Raw genomic sequence first — 25,336 nt, 5'->3', positions numbered from 1 at the left:
AGTGACTGTCTGCGAGTCGATGGCGCTAATGTAATCCCAACAGAGAGCGGTTTTCAATACTGTAATTTTATGCATTAGATCACACTTCTACATTTAAATAGCAGTAGATGTTAGTCAATGTATTGAAGTGTGAGGCTATTAACGTTTTTTTAAATTATCGCTTAATAACAATTTGTTACTCTCTTGACTTAAATTTAAGCGATGACGTTGGTGGCAATGTGCTTAATCGATTTTTCTTACCATGATATCTGCCTCAAAGCCCAGTAAATAAAGGGCTTGCTCTAGCACTTCAACTTTGGACGCGTAATCCACATCAAGCAGACGATCCATTTGTGGCAAACTCAAACCGAGCTTACGTGCCATCTCGGCTTTACGCGTGTTTGTGGCGAGAATAGCATTATGTAATTCTGCTTTTAAACGCACCAGAATGGAGACATGAACCGCAATATCACCTGCTTGTAATGGCGATGGCGCAGGAATTGGGCGGCGTTCTTCCATCTCAACGGCGATCCCATTTTTAATCCCTTCTTGTGCTTCTAATTCAATATCGTCCAGAGAGTAGGTCACTGATTCCAATTCAGGAAAGTCACGATACTGAATATGGTATTCGCCGCTGACTTCATCAAAAGTATAACTGGCAGGGTAATGGAACAAAGTGGTGACTCCTGTAGGAACAAAGAACTTAAGTTAGCAGGCATTGTACTGGTATCAGCGAGGTGGAGTTACCTATTTAGTCGATTCATTTAGGGAGAGGATTAGCAGAGTGATGGTGATATTACTGACATTTCCAGCGCCATTGCCGGGCATCTGGCAACGCATTCGCCACAACCATCACATTGTTGGTCAATTAATGTTGGGGGCTGGCGGGGGTGCCATAGCAGTGCTTGTTTATCACAAAAATCAGTGCAGCTATTGCAATAAATATACGTATTTTGACATGGGTTTTTGAGGATAGGATGAGGCAGCGTCGGGGGCGTAGTCTGCACGGCGTCTCCCGCCGCACCTTTTAATAAGCCACGAAATAGCCCGCGGCGGCTGATGACCCGACTTTCCAAATAGGCTTTGTAATAACGCTCATCTCTAGCCATTTATTTTTTATCCTCCCTTTTTCTGGATCACCGATATAACTCATGTGGTTCTGGAAATAAGCCCAACTCGGCTTGCAGCGTTTTCAGATAACACTCGGTAATTTCTGCCAATAGCGGATAAACCGGATACTCAAGCTGTGCATTTTTAACTAACTCAAGATAACGATATGCCCAAGGTAATAAATGCTCGGTGAGCAGCACTATTGCCGCTTCATCTTGTTGATGATTAGGTAATTGTTGATGTTCAAGTAAATGCACCCAGGCCAAGAGCATTAAGCCAAATTGATCTTCGGGTTCATGGATAGTGCTTTGACTTACCAGCCCTTGCCGGGAGAGAAATTCACGATATTGCAGTGTACTGCCTCCCATCAGAATATTTTCTTTATCCAGATAAACGGATCCCCAAGGGGGAGCGGGCATTTCGCCTTGCCCCTCAAATAGCACCGAGAAATCATATTCCAGTTGCTCTGGGGTAATATTCGGTATCTGCTGACAATAACCGGTAATTTTTGCAGCGTTTGTCCATGGAAAAATATCCGCCATGTGTGGCAACAATGGCCACAAACGCTGCACCGTCGCGGACTGTGGTGGGTAGTAAAAACACGCGCCCAGAATGCGTGGCAAGGTAGTGTCTAATAACGTCAACATGTTCTCTCTTTCGGCCCGGTTATTTAAGTTTTGATTAGCCGCCGCAAGTGGCGGCTAATTGGGTTTTAAAATCAACAGGTTAAATTACATTGGTACTTGCCAGAGATTATAAAAAGCGATGCGCCCTGCCAATTCACCGATCACCAGCGCTGATGCGCTGACTGCCAATGTGGCCCGAGGAATCCTGTCTTTCAATAATGCGGCAGCGGCGACAAAGATGCCCAACGTTAGTAGCAGAATTTGAATGCCCCAAAACAGCGCCTGCTGGCTGCTGAGTTCGGCTGAACTTTGCCCAAGAAAGCTTAAATAACCGGGTTTATTTACCAATGTTACAATAGCACCGATTAATACCGCCACAGCACCGAGTTGACGTGCGCCGGTGAGAATAGCGAAAGCGCCCCCCCCCACTAATACCGTCATCCACAGCTGTAAAGAGGTGTACGACGTATCCCAGTTAGGTACGGTAGTCAGTTGATAAACTTGGGTAATTGACCAAGCGAAAGCCAGCCCAAAGATGACTGTCGCGACATTGCATAGTGTCGCCAGCCCTGTTTTTTTTACGATAACAGAGAAGAAGACCGTGCCGCAGGCCATGGCAACAAACAGACTACTGAGCAGAATTTCATTGCTCATGGGGGAGCGCCCCACACCGAGCAACATATTCATGGCACGAAGCGGTTGTCCTACATGCAACGCACCGATGACCAAACCGACCAGCATCAGAATCAGACCAATAATATTGGCTTGTTTGAGTTGCGGCTCGGTGGTCATGCCGAGTTTGTGACTCAACAGTGCTAAAGCAAACAACCCGACGGCTGTTTGCCCTAGCACGGTGAAAAATACCAAAGGTAATTCGTGCATTTTATACCTCCGCCGGATTTTGAATACTGCCTGATGTATCACCTGATGGTTTGGCATCACGATGGGCTTTTATCACCAGATTCGGGTGGGTGAGATGGGCAAGCGGCAAAGGTGCAATGGCATTTTCTTCGCCGTATTTATCTCTTAAGACGGTAATTTCATCGAAATCCAATGCGCGCTGTGGGCAAGACTCGACACAAACCGGTTTCTTCCCTTCTGCGACTCGCTGATAGCAGCCATCGCACTTGGTCATTAACTTCTTCTTGGCATCAAATTGCGGTGCGCCGTATGGGCAACGCATCTCGCAATAGCGGCAGCCAACGCAGAGATCCTGATTGACCACCACCAAACCGTCCTCTTCACGTTTGTGCATCGCGCCGGTAGGGCAGCCAGTGACACACGTCGGGGACGAACAATGGTTACACGCAATGGACAGATAGTAATTAAAGACATTCTGTACCCAGATATTGCCCTGTTGAGTCCAGCTACCACCGCCATACTCATACACTCGACGCAGTTTCGGCCCCAGTTCCAAGTTTTTCTCATCCTTGCAACTGATCTGACAGGTTTTACACCCCGTGCACTTAGTGGAGTCGACAAAAAATCCATATTGCTTCATTTTTCAACTCCTTATGCGCGTTTAACTTCAACGAGGTTAGTGTGTTGTGGATTGCCTTTCGCCAGTGGCGACGGGCGGAGTGTCGTCAAGGTATTGATACAGCCACCCACGTCAATGCCCTCTTTGTTGAGGTTGCGCCATGCTCCTTGCGGCACAGTGATCACGCCCGGTAACACGCGCTCGGTAATTTTGACGGCAATAAGGATTCGGCCTCGATCGTTAAAAATCTCAACCATATCGCCTTGTTGCAGACCACGAGCTTTTGCATCAATCGGGTTCATCCAGAACTGGTGTGGTACTGCCTCACGCAGCATTGCCACGTTGTAATAGGATGAGTGAGTGTGGCCTTTGATATGAAAACCGGTCATTTGAAGCGGATAGGTTTTCATGGTGTCGATATCACTAACCCCTTCAAATGTTGGGCAGTATTCAGCGACTGCTGTAATACGGTCACCCGGTGCCAGTTGCCACTCTTTTCCTAATGTCGCCAGTGCTTCTGAATAGATCTCAATTTTACCTGAGGGGGTTTTCAACGGGTTATTTAGCGGATCGTCGCGGAAACTTTTTAATGCGATATATTGGTTACTGTCGGCATAAATACGGTCAATAATGCCTTTATCATCGGTTTGCTCGAACGTCGGTAGCGCCGGGTTTTTCTCACGCATTTTGTTATAACTAATTTCGATCCACTCTTGCTGGGTATGGCCTTCGGTAAAGGCGTCTCCAATCCCGCATTTAGTGGCAATCTCGGCCAAAACGTCATAAGAAGGGCGGCATTCCCACATCGGCTCGATAGCATTTTGTAGCCGTGTCACGTAGTGATAAGCCCCACTGGCATAAGAGTTATCAATCAAGTCATTTGATTCAACCGATGTGACGTCAGGTAAGAGTAAATCAGCGTATTTAGCGGAGTTTGTCATGTGGTTTTCCCACACTAAAATAAATTCGCACAGTGATTCATCTTGTAAAATTTGGTGAGTTTTATTTAAATCAGAATGTTGATTACCAATGACGTTGCTGGCGTAGTTCCACATAAACTTAATATTGGTATCAAGTTTATCTTTATTCTTCACATGGGCATTTTTAGCCGTCATCTCAGTACCGCGGAAGATAGCGTCAGTCCACATAAAGCAGGGGATGGCTGTTTTTACCGGATTAGGAATACTGAATCCCGGCACCGGGTATTTTACGTTTCCGCCCCAAGCGCCAGTATTGGTTCCTGCTCGACCGATATTTCCAGTCATTAGTGGCAACATCATAATTGAGCGTGCAGTCTGCTCACCATTGGCACTACGCTGAATGCCCCAGCCTTGTGAAATCCAGGCTGCTCGAGCATTACCTAATTCGCGGGCGAGTTGGATAATACGCACGGGATCAATGCCGGTTATTTCGCTGGCCCATTCTGGCGTTTTTTCTACCCCATCGGCACCATGACCTAAAATGTAGTCTTTATAAGAACCATTGGCAGGAGCTGATGCGGGAAGTGTGGCAGCATCCCAACCGACACAATATTGTGCTAGAAAATCCTCATCGGTCAGGTTTTCTTTAATTAATACATAACCTAATGCAGCAACCAAGGCGGCATCAGTTCCGGGGAATATAGGGATCCACTCGGCATTGAAAGTGGTCACACTGTCGGTCATGCGTGGGTCGATAATAATGACCTTGGCTTTGCTTTTCCCTAGCGCGTGGACTGTTTCAATATATTGTCCACCACCTGACATTCGTGTTTCTGCCAAGTTATGGCCGAACATTACCACTAAATCTGAGTTTTTAATTTCATCCAGTAGCGTTTCCTCAGCACCGCCATAAATATACGGCATTACTGTATTGATTTGCGCTGTGGAGTAGGTGCCGTGTTGGTCTAAAAAACCGCCCAGTAAACTTAGCATTCTTTTACAGGCGTTGCGGCCTTGCAAATTAGCACCGGTAGAGCCAGAACCATATTGATAATAAATAGCTTCATTACCATGCTGTGCAATAGTTTTTTTCAGATTATCAGCCACAATAGTAGTGGCTTCATCCCAACTAATGCGTTTGAATTTACCTTCCCCACGTTACCCACTCGTAACATGGGATATTTCACCCGGTCTGGGTTATATGTTTTCCATCTTACTGAGCGCCCCCGTAAACATGGGCGAATTTGATGCTCGCCAAATGTGGAATCATCATAAATAGCTTCATTAGCAATTTTAATAATTTCACCATTCTTGACATGCACTTTTAGCGGGCAGCGGCTACCACAGTTAACCAAGCATGCACTATATTTAATGGTTTCCTTTTCTGTTGATGTTGTCGCCTGTTCTGGCGCGGCTTGCACTGAGAAAGGAAGGGTGATTGAACCGGCGATTGCCGCAGCCCCGGTCACTGCGGCAGATGTTTGAATAAATTCACGGCGGCTTAGTGAGCCGGTGATAGGTCTTTTATTGTTATTCATCGACATTACCTTTGCGGAGGACATTTTTTTGAAAAAATAAAAAATTTTGGCGAAAATAAAATACAGAGTCGGACGATAGAATCTCACCTTATGAAATGTTTTGTTACTTGCATATGATATAAATCAATTAAGGCGGTATAACGAAAATATAGCGGTGATTTATGTACGTATGGCGCAAATCATTAATGACTTACTGCGAGATATTAACTATTCCCTATACATAAATTTAATATATTTATTGTTAGTTAAGAGTAATAAAGAATCACTCTCAAATGAAAGGGTTGTATTATTGTTTATATAGCGACTGTGTTTTTATTTAATTTAACTTAATTTTTTGAGAAAACTCTTAATATATTTGTTTTTTTATCTAGCAATTTTTCTTGTTGATATAAAATGAGTAGTTAGCTGTCTGAGTACCGTATTAATAATGGAGAAATGAGGCAAGAGGAGATCTCCATCACGATTTCTATCTCTCGTTGCTTGCGATACAGCATTAACATGCTAATTTATCCGTAGTTGGATTGTTACCGTCAATGGCGGGCAAAACCTGATTGAGTAGCTTGATAAATGCTGCTGAATCGGGTTTTTTTGTTTTCAGGGCTAACACATGCAGATTGCTAAAATACTTAATAATAATGTGGTTATTGTCCTTGATCAGCATGGTCAGGAACAGGTGATTATGGGCCGTGGTCTGGGCTTTCAAAAATCTCCCGGAGAGTCGCTGGATAACACATTGATAGAAAAAGTGTTTGCTTTGAAAGATAACGAAATGGTTTCGCGGTTGAGCGAGTTACTGAGCTGCATTCCATTGGAAGTGATGATTACTTGCGATTGCATTATTACGCTGGCAACTGCCAAGCTGGGTAAGTTGCAAGATAATCTCTATATCTCACTCACTGATCACTGTTTCTACGCAATTGAGCGGCATAAACAGGGCTTGGATATTACTAATGGGTTGCAGTGGGAGATTCGTCGATTGTATCCAAAAGAATTTGCTTTGGGGCGTGAAGCATTGCAAATCATTGAACAACGACTCGGTGTGCAGTTACGTGAAGATGAAGCCGGATTTATTGCACTGCATTTAGTGAATGCACAATTGAACGGTGAAATGCCGGAAGTGATGCAAGTAACGAAAGTTATGCAGGAAATTCTGCATATCGTGAAATACCAATTTAAGTTGGAATATGACGAGGATGGATTGAGTTATCACCGTTTTGTGACCCACCTGAAATTTTTTTCACAACGCATGCTGGGGCGTACAGGAGTCACCAGTGATGATGATTCTTTACATGATGCAGTAAAAGAGAATTATGCCAAAGCATACCGTTGTGCCGTTAAGATCCAACAGCATATGACATTGCAATATCAGCAGGATTTGAGCAAAGAAGAATTGATGTTTTTGACTATCCATATAGAAAGGGTTCGGCGGGAATGTTTTAACTTACCGGATTAATGTGTTAAAGAGAGAATGTTTTCCATAGGTTGCAGTGGGGGGATAACACTCAAATAGCCAAAAGGAAAAGAGGATTGTTACTGCCAACGGCAGGCAAAACCTGAAAGTGCTTGTATCGCCTCATTGCGGTACGAAGTGCATTCAGGTTTTTTTTTGCCCGAACTTAGCTAGCCAAATAAATTATAGCGCCATCGAAGGAAAATATTATGCAATACACAACGGTCGCCAGCGAAATCCTCGCCGGAGTTGGAGGCAAGAGTAATATCAACAGCGTAGTCCATTGCGCTACCCGTTTGCGCTTCAAACTCAAGGACACATCGCGGGCAGATGCACAAGCGCTGAAAAATAATCCGGGCGTTATTATGGTCGTGGAGAGCGGTGGACAATTTCAGGTGGTTATCGGAAATCATGTCAGTGAGGTCTATCAGGCTTTATTGCAACAAGCCGATTTATCCGACACTGACAACAATAGTGATCAACCAAGCCAGCAAAAAGAGAATTTACTTAGTCATAGTATCGATATTATTTCGGGAATTTTTACTCCATTGCTCGGCATCATGGCCGCGTCGGGTATTCTTAAGGGCTTTTTGGCACTGAGCCTTGTGTGTGGTTGGCTGCAACCCACCAGTGGCAGTTATATGATTTTATTTGCTGCCAGCGACTCACTGTTTTATTTCTTCCCATTGGTATTAGGCTATACCGCGGGGAAAAAATTTGGCGGCAATCCCTTTATCACGATGGCAATAGGTGGGGCCTTGGTACACCCCATGATGATCGCTGCATTTAATGCCGCTGGGCAACCCGATGCTGCCACCATTTATTTCTTTGGCATTCCGGTCACTTTTATTAATTACACTTCATCTGTTATTCCCATCATATTAGCGGCTTGGGTCAGTTGCCGACTGGAAAAAGGATTCAACCGCGTTTTACACAGCAGTATTAAAAACTTCTTTACTCCTTTGCTGTGTCTGGCAATCACCGTCCCTGCGACCTTCTTGCTGATTGGCCCATTGGCGACGTGGCTGAGTCATTTATTAGCGGCGGGTTTCCAAATGATTTACTCCGCCGCACCACCTGTCGCGGGCGGCATACTGGCGGGGCTATGGCAGATTTGTGTCATCTTTGGCCTGCATTGGGGCTTGGTACCACTGATGATTAATAACCTGAGTGTTTTGGGTTATGACACCATGGCACCTCTGCTATTACCCGCGGTGATGGGGCAGGTCGGGGCTACGCTCGGTGTCTTTTTACGGACTCGTGACGCCAAAATGAAAGCCTTATCTGGTTCGGCATTTACCGCTGGGATATTCGGTATCACTGAACCTGCTGTTTATGGTGTGACGTTACCATCGAAAAAACCCTTTGTATTCGGCTGTATTGGTGGGGCAATAGGGGGTGTTATTGTCGGTTATAGCCAGACATATATCTATTCATTTGGCCTGGTCAATATTTTCTCTTTTGCCCAAATAATTCCCTCAGGCGGTATTGATGCCAGTGTCTGGGGCGCGGTTATTGGTACTCTAACCGCATTGGCTTTTGCCGCTGTCAGTACCTTCTTTTTTGGCCTGCCAGCTCCAGCTATCACAGTAGAAACTGATGATTTGTCTCAATCCGCATCCAAAACTGAGAACCACAACGGGTTAGGTGAAGTGGTGTTCAGCCCTATCCGTGGTGAATTATTGGCATTAGCCGATGTTAGCGATACCACTTTCGCGAGTGGTTTATTGGGGGCGGGGATCGCCATTATTCCACAGCATGGACGGGTAGTTTCGCCAGTCAATGGGGTCGTGGCCTCTCTGTTTAAAACCCATCATGCGATAGGTATTGAGTCTGATGCGGGGGCTGAAATTCTCATCCACGTAGGTATCGATACCGTCAAACTCGGTGGACAATATTTTACAGCCCATGTTAAGGCGGGTGATCGCGTTAACGCCGGAGACTTGTTGTTGGAGTTTGACTGTGCGGCCATTACTGCCGCTGGTTATGACCTAACAACACCAATCATTATCAGCAATAGTGAAGATTATCAGGATGTTCTGTGTACCAAAGGGACGTCTATTACTGAGCAAGCACCGTTATTAACCGTGATCCGTTAATTCAGATTCAGGAGAAAACTAATGAAATATGCATTTCCAGATAATTTCCTTTGGGGCGGTGCCATTGCGGCTAATCAGGTCGAAGGCGCATATCTAACAGATGGAAAAGGGCTGTCTACCTCTGATTTACAGCCATACGGTATTTTCGGTGACATTATTCCACGAGTCAGTGGTGACAGTTATGTCAAAGATGTGGCGATCGATTTTTATCATCGCTATCCGCAAGATATCGCGTTATTTGCAGAAATGGGATTTAAATGCCTGCGAATCTCTATTGCCTGGTCACGCATTTTCCCGCAAGGCGATGAGCAGCAACCGAATGAAGCAGGTCTGGCATTTTATGACCGATTATTCGATGAGATGGCGAAATATAATATTACGCCGCTGGTGACATTGTCCCATTATGAAATGCCTTACGGGCTGGTGAAGAATTATGGCGGTTGGGGCAATCGTAAAACGATAGGTTTTTTTGAGCATTATGCTCGCACGGTATTCCAGCGTTATCAGCATAAAGTAAAATTGTGGTTAACATTCAACGAGATCAATATGTCATTGCATGCCCCTTTCACAGGGGTAGGGTTAGAGCAGCCAAGCAGTAAAAGTGAGATCTATCAGGCGATTCACCACCAGTTGGTCGCCAGTGCTAAAGCGGTTGCGGCATTACACCAAATCATTCCTGATGGCCGTATCGGTAATATGTTATTGGGCGGTTTGATGTACCCGTTAACCTGTAAACCTGCCGATGTTCTGGAAACACTACAACAGAACCGTGAATGGTTATTCTTTGGTGATGTACAGGTGCGTGGCTATTATCCATCTTATATGGCGCGCTATTTTAAACAGCACGGGATTAGCATTGAAATAACCGCTGAAGATAAGGTGGCATTAAAAGAAACGGTCGATTTTATTTCTTTCAGCTATTACATGAGTGGCTGCGTGACTGCTGACGAAGAATTAAATCGTAAGGCCAGAGGCAATATTCTTAGCATGGTACAAAATCCGCATCTTGCCAGTTCTGAATGGGGATGGCAGATCGATCCCGATGGGCTGCGCATTTTACTCAATGAGTTGTGGGATCGTTATCAAAAGCCACTGTTTATTGTTGAGAATGGACTGGGGGCGAAAGATAAGCCTGATGCCAATGGCAATATTGAAGATGATTACCGTATCGAATATCTCAATGATCATCTGGTTCAGGTGAGCGAGGCCATCGAGGATGGTGTTGAGATCATGGGGTATACCAGTTGGGGGCCGATTGATCTGGTCAGTGCTTCAAAAGCGGAGTTATCCAAGCGTTATGGCTTTATTTATGTCGATCGCGATGACAACGGTAATGGCACATTAGAGCGTCGCCGTAAGAAGAGCTTCTATTGGTATCGCGATGTCATCCAGAGTAATGGAGAAAAACTGAAACGTTAATTCAGTGATATTTAATGTTGTATAGCGCACCTATTTTATATCGGGTGCGCTAATTATTCTAAAAGGGAAAAAAATGAAACCAATTATATATCTGACTCGTCAGATAAATTCTGCTGCATTTTATTTACTGACCTCGACAATTCTATTCTCGTCATCAGCGTTCAGCGATGGTTTAACCGGCAGTGGTGAATATAGCGAACCGCCAACACCAGAGTGGCAAGGAATAGCGTTAGGCTTTGAACCGCCGCAAGAGGGGTTATTGGGGGATATGTTAGGTATTCGACCTATTTTATCGGAGCACGGTTTTAATTACTCACTCGGTTATTTGAGTCAATTATCCTATAACGCAGGTGGTGGTTATAATCATGACAAACAAGCTTCTTATATTGATCAATTTTCATTAACCTTTCAACAAAACCTTGAATTATATACAGGCATCCCAGATGCAGTTATTGAAGGGAATATTGTTAATCGGAATCATGATAACAACCTGACGCGTGATCGATTACAAGACCCCCGTGTCAACATTACGGATTTATCGCAGGAAAGTTTTGGCGGCCAGTCAATTACTCGTTTGGGATGGCTAACCTTCGCCCGAAGTTTCGCTGATCAAAAATTGCATTGGCGAATTGGTTTAATGAATAAAGTACAGGATTTTGACCAAATCATTCCCTGTGATTTTCAGACATTAGGATTATGTGGTGGTAAATCAGCAAACTCACTGACTTGGTTTAACTGGAATGTTCACTATTGGGGGACCACGCTGCAATATAAACTTACTGATGACCTCACCTTAAAAACTGGGGTCATGGAGCAAAATCCAGAAGCACCAAGCCGTGGCAGAGCGTGGAGTTGGTCAACCAAAGGCAGTAAAGGCCTATTATTGCCATTGGAATTGGAGTTAAAAACTCATGCCGTGGCGGGCCTGCCCGGTATTTATAACTTGGGGCTTTTATACACCAATGCGGAACAACGCGATCTTTATACTGGAGTCTCCGGCGCACCCGGTGCTACTGATCCCGGTGGTTATCGCTACCACAATGATACTTGGTTCTTCTACGGCGGATTTAATCAGCAGGTCACAAAACATCAAGACGATGCCAGCCGCGGCTTAAGTGTGTTCTACAGTATGTCCTTGGCTGATCAGCGGACGAATTACATGCATTATGCCGCCGCTACCGGTATTCGTTATCGTGGCCTATTTGATAGCCGACCACAGGACTGGTTAGGGCTGGGTGTTTCAATGGTGAAACTCAGTGATCATTATAAAGATAATCAACGCTATCATAATCAAATCAATAATATCTCTGACTATGCGAATCCACGTTATTCCCCCGTACCGGGCCATTCCATTACCGCAGAACTTTATTATCGTTTCCGTGTAACGTCATGGTTGGAATTGCAGCCTGATTTACAATACTGGCACTCGCCAGCGGGCGTCAGTCAGACACAAGATGCTTGGGTTACAGGATTAAAAACTGTGATTACATTCTAAATCGCCAAGCTTTGCGGGTAAATCGTGAAAATGTGGTGCTTTAACCGGCGCCACGTAAGCTGCTACTCTATGGTGTACCGAATCATCTTTACCGTATTTATATGCAGGGAATCCGCGCGATGTGGAATATTAAAAACCGCTTTGAGCGCCATAATCTCTTTGGCGAGAAAAATATTCATGCTGTTTTTGAAGTCAGTTTGCTGCTGAAAGCCTTTTTGGCTGTCATGGAGATTCTGTCCGGCATTTTAACCTTTTTTATCACTCCGCAGTTTTTACTTAATTTATTACATCGCATTACACAGGTTGAATTTATTGAAGGTCGTGGTGATGTCATTGCCAATTATTTGTTGCATGCAGCACAAAGCCTTTCCATTAGCAGCCTGCATTTTGCTGCCTTTTATTTGCTCATTCACGGGGTGGTTAAGCTGTGGGTCATCATTGGCTTGTGGCGTAAAAAACTGGGTTATTATCCGGCGGCCATTGTGATTTTCAGCTTATTTATTGTCTATCAACTATACCGCTATACCTTTACCCATTCAGTACTATTAATCTTGATTACCTTACTGGACTTGGTGGTGATTGTATTGACGATACTGGAATATCGGCAGCTACGTCTTGAGCACAAAGGCCCCCAAATAAGACCTTTGTGATGTTAATTAAATAGTGGGTTAGCGGCGGGTGATGCCTTCATAAATTAAGCGCAATCCAAAAGCCCCGACCGCGATACCGATAATGCCACTGAGTAGGTGCTGAACCTTTCCATAAGCTCGGCGTACTTTGGGGCGCGAGAACGCCATACTGAGTAATGACCGCCACAGAACCGAAGCGAGCACGATGCCAAGCCAGGCAACCACTTTAGCCCATACGGGGGTGGTGGGAGTGAGGGTGACGGAGAAAATACTGATAAAAAATAATACAGTTTGTGGATTAGATAAATCAGTCAGCAGACCGCGGCGGAAGAAAACATACCAAGGGGTCCTTGTTGTAGTGGTGACCGCCTCGATACCCATATGGAGTTCTTGCCGATGCCGCACCATATTGTAGGCATACCAAAGCAGATATAAGCCGCCCCCGATTTTAATGGTCGAGAATAGCATGCCACCTTCTGCAATTAGTGCTGCCATACCAAATAGCCCCAACCCCGAATAAATGGCATCGCCTAACGCCACACCTAACCCCGTCATTAACCCAGCATTTTTACCTGAACTGAGGCTCGTCTGCACCACAACCAGCAGATTGGCTCCAGGGTTAATAAAGGTGAGCACAAATAGCCCGACGGTCACTATGATGACATGTGTTTCATCCATTGGATGCGGCTCCGTAATTCATGATTTCAGCAGCATAATGCAATCTGTGCCGACAAACAGAGCTAATGCCTCAATTTTTATAAAGAACCCGCGGCAACACTGCATTTTCCTGTTTGTGCTAATCTGACAATGCCTTAACATGGCTATCACTTTTTGCATGATTTATGGGTATTTGATGCGTCACTTGGCTGTTATTCTCCCTTTATTCACTTTGCTCTGCGCCTGTAGCAGCAAGCCGACGCCTCCTGCTGCTACACCGTCAGATAACCTGACGCAGAGTGGTTTCTTGCTGGAGCCGCAACATGTAGGCCATCTGGAAAATGGCGATTTTGCTTATAATGCAGACACCGCTCGTTTTGTTGACAAAATGGTGCGCGAACACGGTTTTGAACGCCAGCAATTGCATGATGTATTGGCTCAAACTAAAAAGTTGGACTGGGTTATCCGTTTGATGGATAAGCAAGCACCCACGTCAGGCCGTCCTTCCGGACCAAATGGGGCTTGGAACCGCTATCGCAGCAAATTCATTACCCCGGATAATGTGCAGAATGGCGTCAATTTCTGGAATCAATATGAAGATGCGCTGCAACGCGCCTATGAGATATATGGGGTGCCACCAGAAATTATCGTCGGAATCATCGGGGTTGAGACCCGCTGGGGTAGGGTGATGGGCAAGACCCGCATTATTGATGCGCTGGCGACACTCTCCTTTGCTTATCCGCGCCGTGCCGAATACTTTACTGGTGAGTTGGAAACCTTCCTGCTAATGGCGCGGGCTGAGGGTAATGATCCGCTCAGTTTGCAAGGTTCTTATGCTGGTGCGATGGGTTATGGTCAGTTTATGCCCTCATCGTTTAAGAGCTATGCAGTTGATTTTAATGGTAACGGACACATCAATTTGTGGGACCCGGTAGATGCCATCGGCAGTGTGGCCAATTACTTTAAATCTCATGGTTGGACGAAGGGGGCGACAGTCGCAATACCTGCAAACGGACAAGCGCCCAATCTTGATAATGGCTTTAAAACCAAATATCCCGTTTCAACGCTGGCAGCAGCAGGGTTAAACCCAACAAGTTCACTGGGTGAATATCAAGAGGCCAGTTTATTACGCCTTGATGTCGGTAGTGGTTATCAATATTGGTATGGTTTACCAAACTTCTACACCATTACTCGCTATAACCACAGCACCCACTACGCAATGGCCGTTTGGCAGTTGGGAGAGGCGGTGGGCCGAGCAAGAAATCTATAGGGTATTGGCCCAATCACACTTGGTTCTTTGAACCATATAAAAATGGCCACTCAGAGTGGCCATTTTTACTGCAACATTCTTCATCACATGAGATGGGAAATATCATCCGGATGAACTGAAGGCGGTGATTTACGCCAACCGCGGGTCAGCCAGAGCAGATAGATAAAGCCTGCGAGCAACCACAGCAAGCCTACCTCAAGCGCGCGTTGTTCAAGATGAACCCACAGCCATACCGACATCACAAAGCCCATCATCGGTAGCAGCCCATATTTGAACATTGCACTAGCACCGCGACGTTTCTCATTGATAATAAAATGTTTTACCACACTTAAATTCACAAAAGTGAATGCACCAAGTGCACCAAAACTGATCATCGACACCACCAAGTTCAGGTCAAGGAACAGGGCTAGCAATGAGATAGTCGCCACGAACAAAATTGCCCGCCAAGGTGTGTGGAACTTACGATGCAGATGGAAGAACACTTTACGTGGTAATACGCCTTCGCGCCCCATGGCATAGAAGATGCGTGACACACTGGTTTGCGCGGTCATTGCCGAGGCATAAACACCGGTCAGATAAGTGGCCATAAAGAAGTTATACATCCACTTACCGCCGACGTGCTCGGAGATAATCAGGCTGGCGGTATCTTGATGAGGAATGAGCGATTTCCAGTCGGGGTAAGCCAAATGCGCGGCATAAGAAACGGCGATAAAAATAGCCCCAGCACTTATTACGGTAAACAAAATGGCACGTGGCAGAGTGCGTTTAGCGTCATGAGCTTCTTCTGCCATTGTGGCGATAGCATCAAAGCCGAGGAAGGCCAAACACAGAACGGCGGCACCGGAGAGTAAGCCTGAGAAGTCGCCGGCATCCACCAGCAATGGCTTCATTAATGCCGCCGGGCTTAAATCGGCCTGACTGAAAGAAAGCGCGATAAATAAGACGATAAAGACCATTTGAGCAGCAATCAGTGAGAAATTCACTGAAGTGAGCAAACGCACGCCAAGAATATTTAACAGACTGACACTGACGATAGACGCAATAATAAAGACCGGCGCGGGAATGGCCGGAAACGCCTCGTGCAAGAAAATGCCTAAAACCAAATAATTAAGGATTGGTAGGAACAGATAATCCAAAATTTGAGCCCAACCCACCAGAAAACCGGTTTTCCCACCAAAACTGCGCTGCACATAAGAGTAAGCAGAACCTGATAGCGGCATGGCGCTGGTCATCCGACAATAACTGAGGGCAGTAAACAGAATGGTGGCAACCGTGACCAGATAGGCAATAGGTAAATGCCCCTGACTTAATACGGTCACCTGTCCGTAGGTGGTGAATACGCCTAAAGGCACCATGTAGGCAAGCCCGAAAGCGACGAGCGCCGGGGTTTTAAGCACTCTGCGCAGCTGAATATTTTGTGGCATTACCCTATCATCTCCTGGTGTAAACAAGCACCGTTACGCTGCATTTTTATGCAGCTGTAAAACACAAAGGAGCGGATTTTGCCACAAGGGTAGCGGTAACGCCAATGACTTCCTTCTGGCCTGACTTTGCAACACTGATTTTACTGGCCCACTGAGATAAGTCAGTGAGCCAGAACAGGATTATTTTGCGGTTATTAGCCTTGATAAACCACGTTACCGCCGATCAGTGTGGATTCCACTTGAGTTTGGTAAATCGTTTCTGGCGACTGCTCAAATAGGTTATTTTTCAAAATGATAATATCGGCAAATTTACCCGCTTCCAGAGAACCAATATATTGCTCTTTGGCTATCATATAGGCGGCATCAATAGTGGCCGAACGCAGTGTCTCAATCAAGGTCAAATCCCGGTCATTATCCAGCCGTGGGCCTGCGGGACTTCCGTCCAGACCCCATGCGCGGCGGGTCATACCCACTTGCAAGTTGTACCATTCATCTAAGCGGTCAATGGGCCAGTCACTGCCATAAGCGATTCGCGCCCCTGCATCCAGAAAACGAGCTGCCGGCTCCATATGCTGGAAGCGGGTTTCGCCCAACATTTCACGCTCTTCATCAATGAGAACGCCCGGCAAACCGCCCCATTGGAAAGAAAGCACTGCCGTGGCCCCCAGTTTGGCAAACCGGTCATATTGGTGAGCAGCAACCAGCTCGTTATGCGCTAACCCTGGGCGAATATCTTTACCCGGCATAGCGGCCCGCATCTGTTCTACTGCATCTAATACCATTTCGATAGCCCCATCACCCACCGTGTGAGTATGAGGATGAAGGCCCGCCCGTGCGCACTCCAGAATCACAGCATTGACCACCGGTGCAGTAAAGTAGAGATCACCATAATGATCAGTATCTTGCCAATCGGGTTTGTCTGGTGTGCCTCGGTTGGCACGATAAGGCTCCAGTAGCGCAGCGGTCATCGTTGGGGGTTGTAGCACACCATCGATAAACAGCTTCAGGTGGTCAACGGCAAAACCCGGTGCCGGCGTCCATTCTTCACTGCCCCATTGGCGACCAAATTCCACCACTTCTTGCACCACCCGCGCGGCATCTTCTGGCCCCTGCAAACTGTCGGGTGTCACTTCTTTGGCGCCTAGCACCCGCAGCGTTAACTCATCGCGCTCATACAGACGGCGGAAAGCCAGCAATTGCTCGGCAAATACGCGCGTATCCATCACGGTGGTGACACCCTGAGCATTCAGCACTTGCTGCACATGGGCGGCAATTTGCACATTCTTTTCCGGTGTCGCGGACGGGATGCTGTCGAAAGCACGCATGGCGGGTGCATCTTCCAAAATGCCGGTGAGTTTGCCTTGCGCATCACGGGCAATTTTGCCATCTGGTGGGACGGGCGTGTTTTCATCGATCCCCAGTAATTCAAGGGCGCGACTGTTAGCCGCCAGCGTATGGCAGTCATTAGAGAATAGGGCGATCGGGCGGCGGGTATTGAGCGAGTCCAGTGCGCTGCGGCTCATATCGGCACCAACCGGCGTCATAGCTTGACGTTGCCAAGCACGGACGGTTAGCCAGTCATTTTCACCCTCAAATGGGTCGTTATCAAGATGCTTCTGGATGATATCCAGAGTCTGCTCAACACTTAGCGCGGCATAATTGAGGTTGCAACCGATCAGTTGTTTCCCGCCCCAAAATGGGTGCATATGGCTGTCGATAAGGCCGGGCATCATAAATTTGCCCTCTAAATCGATAAGACGAGTCTTTGGGGAAGCAAACTGCTGGGTGAGTTCATCACCGCCGGTGGCCAGAATATAGCCCTGACCTATGGCGATAGCGCTGCAAACTTGGTTATTCGCATCTGCCGTGTAAATCGTGCCGTTGTAGTAGATAACATCGGCGACAGTAGAGTGTTGAGTCATAATCGGCTCTCAAAAGAAAATATCCCCGTTACAGCATCGATAAATTGATGGGGATGATAGGTGACAAATTGCCATTATAGCCTGTATCTCCGGCAAAAGCCGTTAGCGTGAGATAGTGGTAAAAATGGGGGTTAGATGGAGGATTTATTGAGTAACTCGGTTTCCATTATCGCAGCGATATGGCGCAGTATCTCGGTTTCCGAGAAGCCGAGTTCGGTAAATTGGGTTAGCCCATCCAGACCACAGACCAGCCCAATCAAGCGCCACGCAATATCACTGGCGTTGATATTTGAGCGGAATTCATTATTGACAATCCCTGCGTGTATCACTTCTACAGTTGCTTGATGCCAGTCCGACATTGAGGCCGCATAAGCCTCTTTAATCAGTTCATCCCGTTCAGCCAATATGGAGGCTTCATTCCACAGCCGGGTTTCCCGCTGACAGATTTCATCTTGCGGATAACCAAGCACCTGTAACATGCGCTCATGAGCAGGTAAGCCTTGGCTGTTTAGCACAAAAGACGCCAGTGAGTGCTTAACTAACAAGAGAAAAGCATCTGCCCGTAGCCGCGAAACAGATGAAAAGTGATGATGAACTTGCCCAACAGCAACGCCTGCTTCACTGGCCACTCGCCGCACGGTAGTCGCAGTCATCCCCTCGGTAATCGCAACCCGCATCGCTGCTTGCAAAATGGTGTCATGCCGCTCTTCACGGTTTAAATAGGCCAAAGCGGCTCCTTTATCTGACTTATTAGCATTTTCGCCATTATGTGGTGAATTGGACGCCAGTTCAACTTTCCGCTACTATTGCCGTGTTGAACATGTGTTCAACATTAATTTATGCCCAATTTGAGCGTGTTTGTATGTCTAAAAAGTGGATGATTTTCTACGTTATTATTCTGATGTATCTCCCTGTTTCTATTGATGCAACGGTACTCCATGTCGCGGCTCCCCGGCTGGGGATTGCTCTGTCTGCCACAGGCAGCGAGTTGTTGTGGATCATCGATATATACTCATTAGTGATGGCGTGCTTATTGCTGCCAATGGGCGCACTGGGAGATCGCATTGGTTTTAAACGGCTGGCCTTGTTGGGATCAATACTATTTGGGTTGGCATCACTGGCGGCAGCATTGGCACCTTCGGTGGCGGTATTGATCGCCGCGCGCGCTTTCTTAGCGGTGGGGGCGGCGATGATCCTGCCGGCAACTTTATCGGCAGTGCGCCATATTTTTACGGATGAACGTGAACGCGCCATGGCCTTGGGCATTTGGGTTGCTATCGGCACCGTAGGTGCGGCGATGGGGCCGTTGGTCGGTGGATTATTAATGGAATATTTCTATTGGGGATCGGTATTCCTGATCAATATTCCCATTATTATCGCCGTGGTGATTGCAACGCTGCTGGTCATTCCTGATCAACCGATACGCACTGAACAGACTTGGAAATTAGCTCCAGCATTGGTCTTGATTACGGCTATTTTGCTGCTGGTCTATGCCGCCAAAGCCGGGCTGCGAGGGGGAAGTGACCCTATAACGACCTCGCTGACAGCCATCGTGGGGGGGGGGATGTTATTTGCATTTGTTCGTCACCAATTATCCACATCTGCCCCAATGATTGATTTTCGTTTGATAAGCCAGCGAGTTATTGCAGTCGGTATGGTCATGGCAATGACGGCGATGATCACGCTGGTGGGATTTGAATTACTTCTGACCCAAGAATTACAGTTTGTTCTAGGCAAAAGCCCGCTCGAAGCCGGTATATTTTTGCTGCCATTAATGATTGCCAGTGGCGTGAGTGGGCCGCTTTCTGGCTGGTTGGTGGCCAAGTTAGGGTTACGCACGGTGGCAAGTGCAGGTATTGCATTGAGTTCATTAAGTTTTCTAGGATTAGCTTGGACAGATTTTGCCACGCAGATCTATCAGGCATGGGGCTGGATGATATTGTTGGGCTTCAGCATAGAGGCTTCTTTATTGGCCTCTACTGCGGCAATTATGAGCGCGGCCCCACCTGAAAAAGCAGGCGCGGCAGGGGCGGTCGAAGGCATGGCTTATGAGCTGGGTGCAGGATTGGGAGTGGCTATCTTTGGTTTGATGCTATCGCGGGCTTATACCGCTTCTATTGTGTTACCGGAGGATTTACCCACCAGTTTGACTGAGCAAGCCAGCGCTTCTATTAGCGAAACTATTCAGGTGATTAATCATCTTGGTGGATATGATGCTTTGCTCACCAGTGCCAAACTCGCGTTTTCCGCCTCACACAGTTTGGTATTAGGCACCGCCAGTGCACTATTAATCTTGCTCGCTATTGTTGTTTGGTTCTCAATGCCGAGGAAAAAAGTATCGCAATGGGTAAAAATCAACGGAGATAATGCCAACAATAAGCTGCTTTAGCGTTGGCACTCAACCAACAGAGATATTTTGCACTTAAGCCCTTACTCTTTAGTCATTACTCTGACTAAAGTGTGTGATATACCTATTTAAGGTGGTGGCTTGGTTTTTGATATGTGGATGATGTCAAAACCGTATTCCAATAAAGAGTAAGGCTTTCTCTATGACAGAGCGGCAGTTTGCAGCACAACTTAATATTGACAGCTCGGCCCAGCCTGCCCGGGTCTCGATTATTGGAGATTGGGTGCTGGCGCATTACACAGCGCTGGAACCTAAGGTCGCGCAATTACGGTCAAATATGCCTCATGGTGTCGTATTTGATCTCAACCAATTAGGGGCACTGGATACTGCTGGCGCGACGTTGTTAGCGCTGCTGCTTGGTGAGGAACGAGTTAGCCATCTGCGAGAACTCGCTCCAACGTTGCCGCAGGAACGTCGGATATTATTGGAGACGGTCAGTCAGGTTTTACCGGATATCGCGCCAGAGCCATCAGACAAGAAACCGGCATTTTGGCTTGAGTTAGTGGCGAATACGGGGCGCTCGGTTGACAATTTATGGCAAGATTTCAAGTCGTTGCTGGGGTTTGTCGGCCTGACACTTGAAACGCTGTTGGGCACGCTATTTCGGCCCTCTCGTTGGCGAATAACCTCACTGATTGCCAACATTCAGCAAATTGGCCTCAATGCTGTTCCTATCATTATGTTGCTGACTTTTCTGGTCGGCGCAGTCATTGCTTTCCTCGGTGCCACGGTATTAACCACCTTTGGGGCGGGTATTTTTACTGTCGATTTAGTTGTCTTTTCTTTTCTACGTGAGTTTGCTGTCCTGCTGACGGCCATTTTGATGGCGGGTCGTACCGCCAGTGCTTTTACGGCTGAAATTGGCCTGATGAAAGCCAATGAGGAGATCGACGCCATCCAAACCTTGGGGTTGAATCCGGTTGAGTTACTGGTATTACCGCGGGTATTGGCACTATTGATTTCATTACCGATGCTGACGTTTATTGGCATGGTTTGCGGTATTTTCGGCGGGATGGTGGTATGTGCTTTAACGCTCGATATTTCACCGACCATGTTCTTGTCGATTATGCAAAACAGCAACGGGCTACAGCATTTTCTTGTGGGGATAAGCAAAGCGCCTATCTTTGCTTTCCTGATTGCTATTATTGGCTGTCTTGAAGGGTTCAAAGTGACCGGCAGTGCGGAGTCTGTTGGTGTGCACACCACCACCAGTGTGGTGCATTCAATCTTTGTCGTGATCTTACTTGATGCCGTCGCGGCGCTATTTTTCATGGAAATGGGATGGTAAGCCATATGACGCAAGAGCCAATTATTCAAATTCGTCATCTGGTGAACTGCTTTGGAAAACAATGTGTCCACCAAGATTTGAACCTGGATGTCCAGCGCGGCGAAATTCTGGGGGTTGTGGGCGGTTCGGGTACCGGCAAATCGGTGCTGTTGCGCAGTATTGTCGGGCTGCGCCGTCCAACTGATGGGCAGATTCATGTTTTTGGCCAAGATTTAATGACGTTATCGGGTCAAGCTCGTTCGAGGGTAGAACGGCGATTTGGCGTGTTGTTCCAGCGAGGAGCATTATTCAGTTCTCTGACGGTGACAGAGAACGTAGCTTTGCCATTAATCGAAAATGCCGGCTTGTCGCGGGCTGAGGCCGAGCAGTTGGCACAGGTTAAATTGGCGCTGGCGGGGTTACCGCCGGGGGCGGGTAGCAAATATCCCGCGTCACTGTCCGGTGGCATGGTAAAGCGCGTAGCCCTGGCTCGTGCGTTGGCATTAGACCCGGATATTGTCTTTCTTGATGAGCCGACGGCGGGTCTTGACCCTATTGGTGCAGCCGCTTTTGACAGTTTGATTCGCACCTTGCGTGATGCACTGAATCTGACGGTGTTTTTGGTCACGCACGATCTGGATACGCTCTATACCCTTTGTGATCGTGTCGCGGTGCTTTCGCAGAAGAAAGTGTTGGTGGTTGATACCTTAGATAACGTCGCCGCGACGGATGATGAGTGGATTCAAGCATATTTTCATGGCCCACGTGGCCGGGCTGCTTATCAGGCGGCAACGACGAATATTGAAGAGAGGTTGTAAATGGAAACCCGTGCCCATCATGTTGTCATTGGTTTGTTCACTCTCATTGTGGTCAGTGGCGCACTGCTATTCTGCCTGTGGCTGACCGGCGCTGGCTCTGACCGCCAATTCAAATTGTACGATATCGTTTTCAACGAACCGGTGAGTGGTCTGTCTCAGGGCAGCACTGTGCAGTACAGCGGTATTCGAGTCGGTGAAGTCACTCAGTTGCGCCTAGACCGAGATAACCCTAATCAGGTTTGGGCACGTGTCCGCGTGTCTGCATCCACTCCCATCCGCGAAGACACTCAGGCCCGATTGACGGTTGCGGGCATTACTGGGACGTCAAATATTCAATTCAGTAGTAGCAGTCAGGTCAGCCCCATGCTGGAAAGCAAAGATGGCGAAGTACCTGTTATTATCGCCACTCCGTCGCCGATGAGTCAGTTACTGGCTAACGGTGAGAACTTTATGGGCAATGCTAATGAAGTCTTAGTGCGGCTTAATCAACTGCTGGCACCGGATAACCAACAGCGCCTAATCACCACATTGGATAATCTTTCTCTGGTCACTCAGACGGTGGCTGATCAACGCCAAGACATTCGTACCATGTTGCAACAATTGGCGCTGGCCAGTAAGCAAGCTAATGAGACGTTAACTCAAACTAATCGCCTGCTGCGCAATGCTAATGGACTGATGGATGGTCAGGGGAAACAGTTGGTTAATGATGCTGCGAAGACCATGGCATCGCTGCAAAATACCAGCATCATCCTCAATAAATTGGTCAATGAAAATAAGACATCACTCAATAATGGTATGCAAGGGATGAATGAGCTCGGGCCGGCTGTTGATGAGTTACGTCGAACATTAGCGACATTGCGTGCCGCTGTTTCTCGTTTGGAAGAAAACCCTGCGGCTCTGCTGCGTGGCCGTGAAAGAACACAGGAGTTTACGCCTCGATGATATCTCTTAAGGTAATGCATGTTGTTAGCCGTGGTGCAGGGTTATTGACGGCATCAATGCTGGTTATGTTACTGTCAGCCTGTACTATTTTGCCCAGTGCGCCAGTATCACAAGTCTATCTATTGCCCGTACCACCTGCGGCAAATACGTCGCGTGCGCCGACAGTCAACTGGTCATTACGGGTTTCACAACCCGCGACCAATCAGTTTATTAATAGCTCACGTATTGCTGTTCAGCCAGATGGGCAGGAAATCGCGGTCTATAAAAACTCACGTTGGACTGATCCTGCACCTATTTTGGTACGTAATCGCCTGATTCAAGAGTTCCGCACTGATGGCCGTATTCCCGCCGTCAGCAGTGACGATGACAGCCTTCAGGCTGATGTTGAGTTGAGTGGCGATTTATCGGCGTTTCAAGGGGTATATCAGGCCGGGAACAGTGAAGTGCTAATCAGCTTCGATGCCCGTCTGGTAAGGATTTCTGACCGTCGAATTATTGCGACCCGCCATTTTGAAATCCGCCAGCCGATTAAAGGCGCACAAATGAACGAAGTTGTTGAGGCTTTTGGTTTGGCTAGCAATCAGTTGGCCGCACAAGTACTGAACTGGACGTTGCAGCAGTCTCCTCAGGCCGCACGGGAATAAGCAATCTAGGGGTAAATGTATGAGCCAATTATTTTCTCCGGCAAAGCTGGGTGAGTTGACGCTGGAAAACCGAATTGTAGTCGCCCCAATGTGCCAGTATTCGGCGCAGTGGGGGTTTCCAACCGACTGGCATATGATTCATTTAGGTAATTTGGGGCTATCTGGTGCCAGCTTGCTAATTCTTGAAGCTACTGCGGTGGAGCCAGAAGGGCGCATCAGTGATAAAGATCTTGGGATTTGGGATGATGAGCATGCGCAGGCGCTTCGTCCAGTGGTCGAGGCTATTCGCCGTTACTCGCCGGTCAAATTGGGTATTCAGTTGGGGCATGCAGGGCGTAAAGCATCTTCTAATCTACCCTGGCTTGGGGGCAATGAACTTCCTACTGATCAAGGTGGTTGGCAAACTGTTGCGCCATCAGCATTGCCTTTTGGTGATCGTCATATCCCTCAGGCACTCTCTATTGAGCGTATCACGGAGATAAAATCAGCTTTCGTTGCTGCGGCAAAACGCGCAGTTGAGTCAGGATTTGAATTGATTGAAGTCCATGCGGCGCACGGCTATTTATTGCATCAATTCTTATCGCCGTTATCAAATCAGCGCGACGATAATTATGGCGGATCGTTGGAAAATCGTATGCGGCTGGTGTTAGAGATATTCCACGAAATCCGTACAGCCATCGACAAAAAGATCGTCGTAGGAGTGAGAATTTCAGCCACTGACTGGGTTAAGGGGGGTTGGGATACTGAGCAATCTATCGTGCTGGCAAAGCAATTGGAAATGTTAGGCTGTGATTATATTCATGTTTCCAGTGGGGGATTGTCGCCGGATCAGCAAATCCCTGTTAGCCCGAATTATCAAGTGCCATTGGCACAGAAAGTTCGCGAAGCCGTAAAAACCCCAGTAATGGCCGTAGGCTTGATTACTGAACCGGAACAGGCAGAAGCTATCATTGCCACTGGGCAGGCTGATTTTATTGCACTGGCTCGTGGTATTCTCTATGACCCAAGATGGCCATGGCATGCGGCGGCTAAATTAGGCGCTACCATTAAAGTTGCACCTCAATACTTACGTTGCGAACCGCATAACTTGCGTGGGTTATTTAAATAACGCATAAGCGCAGTTGTTGTGATATCAGGCGAGAATACTCAGATATTCTCGCCTTTTTGTGCACAGAAAACCTCCAGCTAGGCTGGAGGTTCCGTAAAGCTTTCAGCTTTGAATCAGTTATAAAAACCCCTT

General features: G+C 47.2%; 21 protein-coding genes and 1 pseudogene. 12 read left to right on the top strand and 10 right to left on the bottom strand.

The features are described from left to right. Nucleotides 1-222: 222 nt before the first annotated feature. From HUZ92_RS11930 to HUZ92_RS11905, 6 genes and pseudogenes are all read right to left on the bottom strand, one after another. Nucleotides 223-654: a type II toxin-antitoxin system HicB family antitoxin gene (locus HUZ92_RS11930; RefSeq protein WP_050101474.1), complete on the bottom strand. Its 432-nt coding sequence runs from the start codon at nt 652-654 to the stop codon at nt 223-225. Between the two features lie 101 nt (nt 655-755). Continuing rightward, nucleotides 756-1,088, bottom strand: a complete 333-nt coding sequence (locus HUZ92_RS11925; protein WP_072086765.1) for a 4Fe-4S binding protein — start codon at nt 1,086-1,088, stop codon at nt 756-758. Between the two features lie 27 nt (nt 1,089-1,115). Beyond that, a complete protein-coding gene (locus tag HUZ92_RS11920) occupies nt 1,116-1,736 on the bottom strand; it encodes a TorD/DmsD family molecular chaperone (protein WP_050101476.1) in 621 nt (206 codons plus the stop codon). Nucleotides 1,737-1,820: 84 nt separating this feature from the next. After that, nucleotides 1,821-2,597: a dimethyl sulfoxide reductase anchor subunit family protein gene (locus HUZ92_RS11915; RefSeq protein ID WP_050101477.1), complete on the bottom strand. Its 777-nt coding sequence runs from the start codon at nt 2,595-2,597 to the stop codon at nt 1,821-1,823. Between the two features lies 1 nt (nt 2,598). After that, on the bottom strand, nt 2,599-3,216 hold the full coding sequence (locus HUZ92_RS11910; RefSeq protein ID WP_050101478.1) for a DMSO/selenate family reductase complex B subunit: 618 nt from the start codon (nt 3,214-3,216) through the stop codon (nt 2,599-2,601). Between the two features lie 11 nt (nt 3,217-3,227). Beyond that, nucleotides 3,228-5,653: pseudogene (locus tag HUZ92_RS11905) on the bottom strand (DmsA/YnfE/YnfF family dimethyl sulfoxide reductase). 607 nt (nt 5,654-6,260) lie between these two features. On the opposite strand from HUZ92_RS11905, the gene licT reads away from it, so the two are divergent. The 5 genes from licT (at nt 6,261) to HUZ92_RS11880 (ending at nt 12,766) form a co-directional block, all read left to right on the top strand. Beyond that, nucleotides 6,261-7,106, top strand: coding sequence for a BglG family transcription antiterminator LicT (gene licT, locus HUZ92_RS11900; protein ID WP_050101479.1), 846 nt, complete (start codon nt 6,261-6,263; stop codon nt 7,104-7,106). A 206-nt stretch (nt 7,107-7,312) separates the two neighbouring features. Continuing rightward, a complete protein-coding gene (gene bglF / locus HUZ92_RS11895; RefSeq protein ID WP_050101480.1) occupies nt 7,313-9,202 on the top strand; it encodes a PTS beta-glucoside transporter subunit IIABC in 1,890 nt (629 codons plus the stop codon). A gap of 21 nt (nt 9,203-9,223) precedes the next feature. Further along, a complete protein-coding gene (locus HUZ92_RS11890; protein WP_050101481.1) occupies nt 9,224-10,621 on the top strand; it encodes a glycoside hydrolase family 1 protein in 1,398 nt (465 codons plus the stop codon). Between the two features lie 73 nt (nt 10,622-10,694). Further along, entirely contained in the window at nt 10,695-12,116 is a 1,422-nt protein-coding gene (locus HUZ92_RS11885; protein ID WP_050101482.1) for a carbohydrate porin, read from the top strand. A gap of 119 nt (nt 12,117-12,235) precedes the next feature. Then, nucleotides 12,236-12,766: a DUF2127 domain-containing protein gene (locus HUZ92_RS11880; RefSeq protein ID WP_050296385.1), complete on the top strand. Its 531-nt coding sequence runs from the start codon at nt 12,236-12,238 to the stop codon at nt 12,764-12,766. Nucleotides 12,767-12,784: 18 nt separating this feature from the next. Here HUZ92_RS11880 and HUZ92_RS11875 read toward each other — a convergent pair whose 3' ends face one another. After that, the gene (locus HUZ92_RS11875; RefSeq protein WP_050101484.1) at nt 12,785-13,423 is read right to left on the bottom strand and encodes a LysE family transporter; all 639 of its coding nucleotides are present in this window, start codon (nt 13,421-13,423) and stop codon (nt 12,785-12,787) included. A gap of 175 nt (nt 13,424-13,598) precedes the next feature. Between HUZ92_RS11875 and mltB the strand changes: the two genes are divergently transcribed. Next, entirely contained in the window at nt 13,599-14,672 is a 1,074-nt protein-coding gene (mltB, locus tag HUZ92_RS11870) for a lytic murein transglycosylase B (RefSeq protein ID WP_174846829.1), read from the top strand. 83 nt (nt 14,673-14,755) lie between these two features. On the opposite strand, the gene HUZ92_RS11865 is transcribed toward mltB, so the two are convergent. The 3 genes from HUZ92_RS11865 to HUZ92_RS11855 all read right to left on the bottom strand — a co-directional run bounded on the left by HUZ92_RS11865 (nt 14,756) and on the right by HUZ92_RS11855 (nt 18,746). After that, nucleotides 14,756-16,096 carry an APC family permease gene (locus HUZ92_RS11865; protein ID WP_050296384.1) on the bottom strand — a complete coding sequence of 447 codons (1,341 nt, stop codon included), beginning with the start codon at nt 16,094-16,096 and terminating at the stop codon, nt 14,756-14,758. Nucleotides 16,097-16,290: 194 nt separating this feature from the next. Continuing rightward, nucleotides 16,291-18,018, bottom strand: a complete 1,728-nt coding sequence (locus HUZ92_RS11860; protein ID WP_128451888.1) for an amidohydrolase — start codon at nt 18,016-18,018, stop codon at nt 16,291-16,293. A gap of 131 nt (nt 18,019-18,149) precedes the next feature. Beyond that, nucleotides 18,150-18,746 (bottom strand): TetR family transcriptional regulator, encoded by a 597-nt coding sequence (locus HUZ92_RS11855; RefSeq protein ID WP_145579451.1) that lies wholly within the window; start codon nt 18,744-18,746, stop codon nt 18,150-18,152. A 134-nt stretch (nt 18,747-18,880) separates the two neighbouring features. Here HUZ92_RS11855 and HUZ92_RS11850 point away from each other — a divergent pair, with 134 nt between their 5' ends. From HUZ92_RS11850 to HUZ92_RS11825, 6 genes are all read left to right on the top strand, one after another. Continuing rightward, entirely contained in the window at nt 18,881-20,407 is a 1,527-nt protein-coding gene (locus tag HUZ92_RS11850) for an MFS transporter (protein WP_072086767.1), read from the top strand. A 160-nt stretch (nt 20,408-20,567) separates the two neighbouring features. Continuing rightward, nucleotides 20,568-21,713 (top strand): MlaE family ABC transporter permease, encoded by a 1,146-nt coding sequence (locus HUZ92_RS11845; RefSeq protein ID WP_145579452.1) that lies wholly within the window; start codon nt 20,568-20,570, stop codon nt 21,711-21,713. Beyond that, nucleotides 21,707-22,510: an ABC transporter ATP-binding protein gene (locus tag HUZ92_RS11840; RefSeq protein ID WP_050101491.1), complete on the top strand. Its 804-nt coding sequence runs from the start codon at nt 21,707-21,709 to the stop codon at nt 22,508-22,510. Before HUZ92_RS11845 ends, HUZ92_RS11840 begins: the two co-directional genes overlap by 7 nt. Further along, nucleotides 22,511-23,452 carry an MlaD family protein gene (locus HUZ92_RS11835; RefSeq protein ID WP_050101493.1) on the top strand — a complete coding sequence of 314 codons (942 nt, stop codon included), beginning with the start codon at nt 22,511-22,513 and terminating at the stop codon, nt 23,450-23,452. Beyond that, nucleotides 23,449-24,096, top strand: coding sequence for an ABC-type transport auxiliary lipoprotein family protein (locus HUZ92_RS11830; protein WP_145579453.1), 648 nt, complete (start codon nt 23,449-23,451; stop codon nt 24,094-24,096). The genes HUZ92_RS11835 and HUZ92_RS11830 overlap by 4 nt, the downstream gene beginning before the upstream one ends. 19 nt (nt 24,097-24,115) lie before the next feature. Next, nucleotides 24,116-25,204: an NADH:flavin oxidoreductase/NADH oxidase gene (locus HUZ92_RS11825; RefSeq protein ID WP_050140326.1), complete on the top strand. Its 1,089-nt coding sequence runs from the start codon at nt 24,116-24,118 to the stop codon at nt 25,202-25,204. The last annotated feature ends 132 nt before the right edge of the window (nt 25,205-25,336 follow it).

It is taken from the genome of Yersinia vastinensis (assembly GCF_902726565.1).
Classification (GTDB): domain Bacteria; phylum Pseudomonadota; class Gammaproteobacteria; order Enterobacterales; family Enterobacteriaceae; genus Yersinia; species Yersinia vastinensis.
Note: the sequence above shows the minus strand (reverse complement) of the source record. Positions and strands in the feature narration are given on the sequence as shown.

What these genes read in the sequence shown, in the direction of transcription:
- HUZ92_RS11925 (WP_072086765.1), bottom strand. Translation starts at nt 1,088, where the DNA reads ATGGCTAGAGATGAGCGTTATTACAAAGCCTATTTGGAAAGTCGGGTC.
- HUZ92_RS11920 (WP_050101476.1), bottom strand. Translation starts at nt 1,736, where the DNA reads ATGTTGACGTTATTAGACACTACCTTGCCACGCATTCTGGGCGCGTGT.
- HUZ92_RS11915 (WP_050101477.1), bottom strand. Translation starts at nt 2,597, where the DNA reads ATGCACGAATTACCTTTGGTATTTTTCACCGTGCTAGGGCAAACAGCC.
- HUZ92_RS11910 (WP_050101478.1), bottom strand. Translation starts at nt 3,216, where the DNA reads ATGAAGCAATATGGATTTTTTGTCGACTCCACTAAGTGCACGGGGTGT.
- licT (WP_050101479.1), top strand. Translation starts at nt 6,261, where the DNA reads ATGCAGATTGCTAAAATACTTAATAATAATGTGGTTATTGTCCTTGAT.
- bglF (WP_050101480.1), top strand. Translation starts at nt 7,313, where the DNA reads ATGCAATACACAACGGTCGCCAGCGAAATCCTCGCCGGAGTTGGAGGC.
- HUZ92_RS11890 (WP_050101481.1), top strand. Translation starts at nt 9,224, where the DNA reads ATGAAATATGCATTTCCAGATAATTTCCTTTGGGGCGGTGCCATTGCG.
- HUZ92_RS11885 (WP_050101482.1), top strand. Translation starts at nt 10,695, where the DNA reads ATGAAACCAATTATATATCTGACTCGTCAGATAAATTCTGCTGCATTT.
- HUZ92_RS11880 (WP_050296385.1), top strand. Translation starts at nt 12,236, where the DNA reads ATGTGGAATATTAAAAACCGCTTTGAGCGCCATAATCTCTTTGGCGAG.
- HUZ92_RS11875 (WP_050101484.1), bottom strand. Translation starts at nt 13,423, where the DNA reads ATGGATGAAACACATGTCATCATAGTGACCGTCGGGCTATTTGTGCTC.
- mltB (WP_174846829.1), top strand. Translation starts at nt 13,599, where the DNA reads ATGCGTCACTTGGCTGTTATTCTCCCTTTATTCACTTTGCTCTGCGCC.
- HUZ92_RS11865 (WP_050296384.1), bottom strand. Translation starts at nt 16,096, where the DNA reads ATGCCACAAAATATTCAGCTGCGCAGAGTGCTTAAAACCCCGGCGCTC.
- HUZ92_RS11860 (WP_128451888.1), bottom strand. Translation starts at nt 18,018, where the DNA reads ATGACTCAACACTCTACTGTCGCCGATGTTATCTACTACAACGGCACG.
- HUZ92_RS11850 (WP_072086767.1), top strand. Translation starts at nt 18,881, where the DNA reads ATGTCTAAAAAGTGGATGATTTTCTACGTTATTATTCTGATGTATCTC.
- HUZ92_RS11845 (WP_145579452.1), top strand. Translation starts at nt 20,568, where the DNA reads ATGACAGAGCGGCAGTTTGCAGCACAACTTAATATTGACAGCTCGGCC.
- HUZ92_RS11840 (WP_050101491.1), top strand. Translation starts at nt 21,707, where the DNA reads ATGGTAAGCCATATGACGCAAGAGCCAATTATTCAAATTCGTCATCTG.
- HUZ92_RS11835 (WP_050101493.1), top strand. Translation starts at nt 22,511, where the DNA reads ATGGAAACCCGTGCCCATCATGTTGTCATTGGTTTGTTCACTCTCATT.
- HUZ92_RS11830 (WP_145579453.1), top strand. Translation starts at nt 23,449, where the DNA reads ATGATATCTCTTAAGGTAATGCATGTTGTTAGCCGTGGTGCAGGGTTA.
- HUZ92_RS11825 (WP_050140326.1), top strand. Translation starts at nt 24,116, where the DNA reads ATGAGCCAATTATTTTCTCCGGCAAAGCTGGGTGAGTTGACGCTGGAA.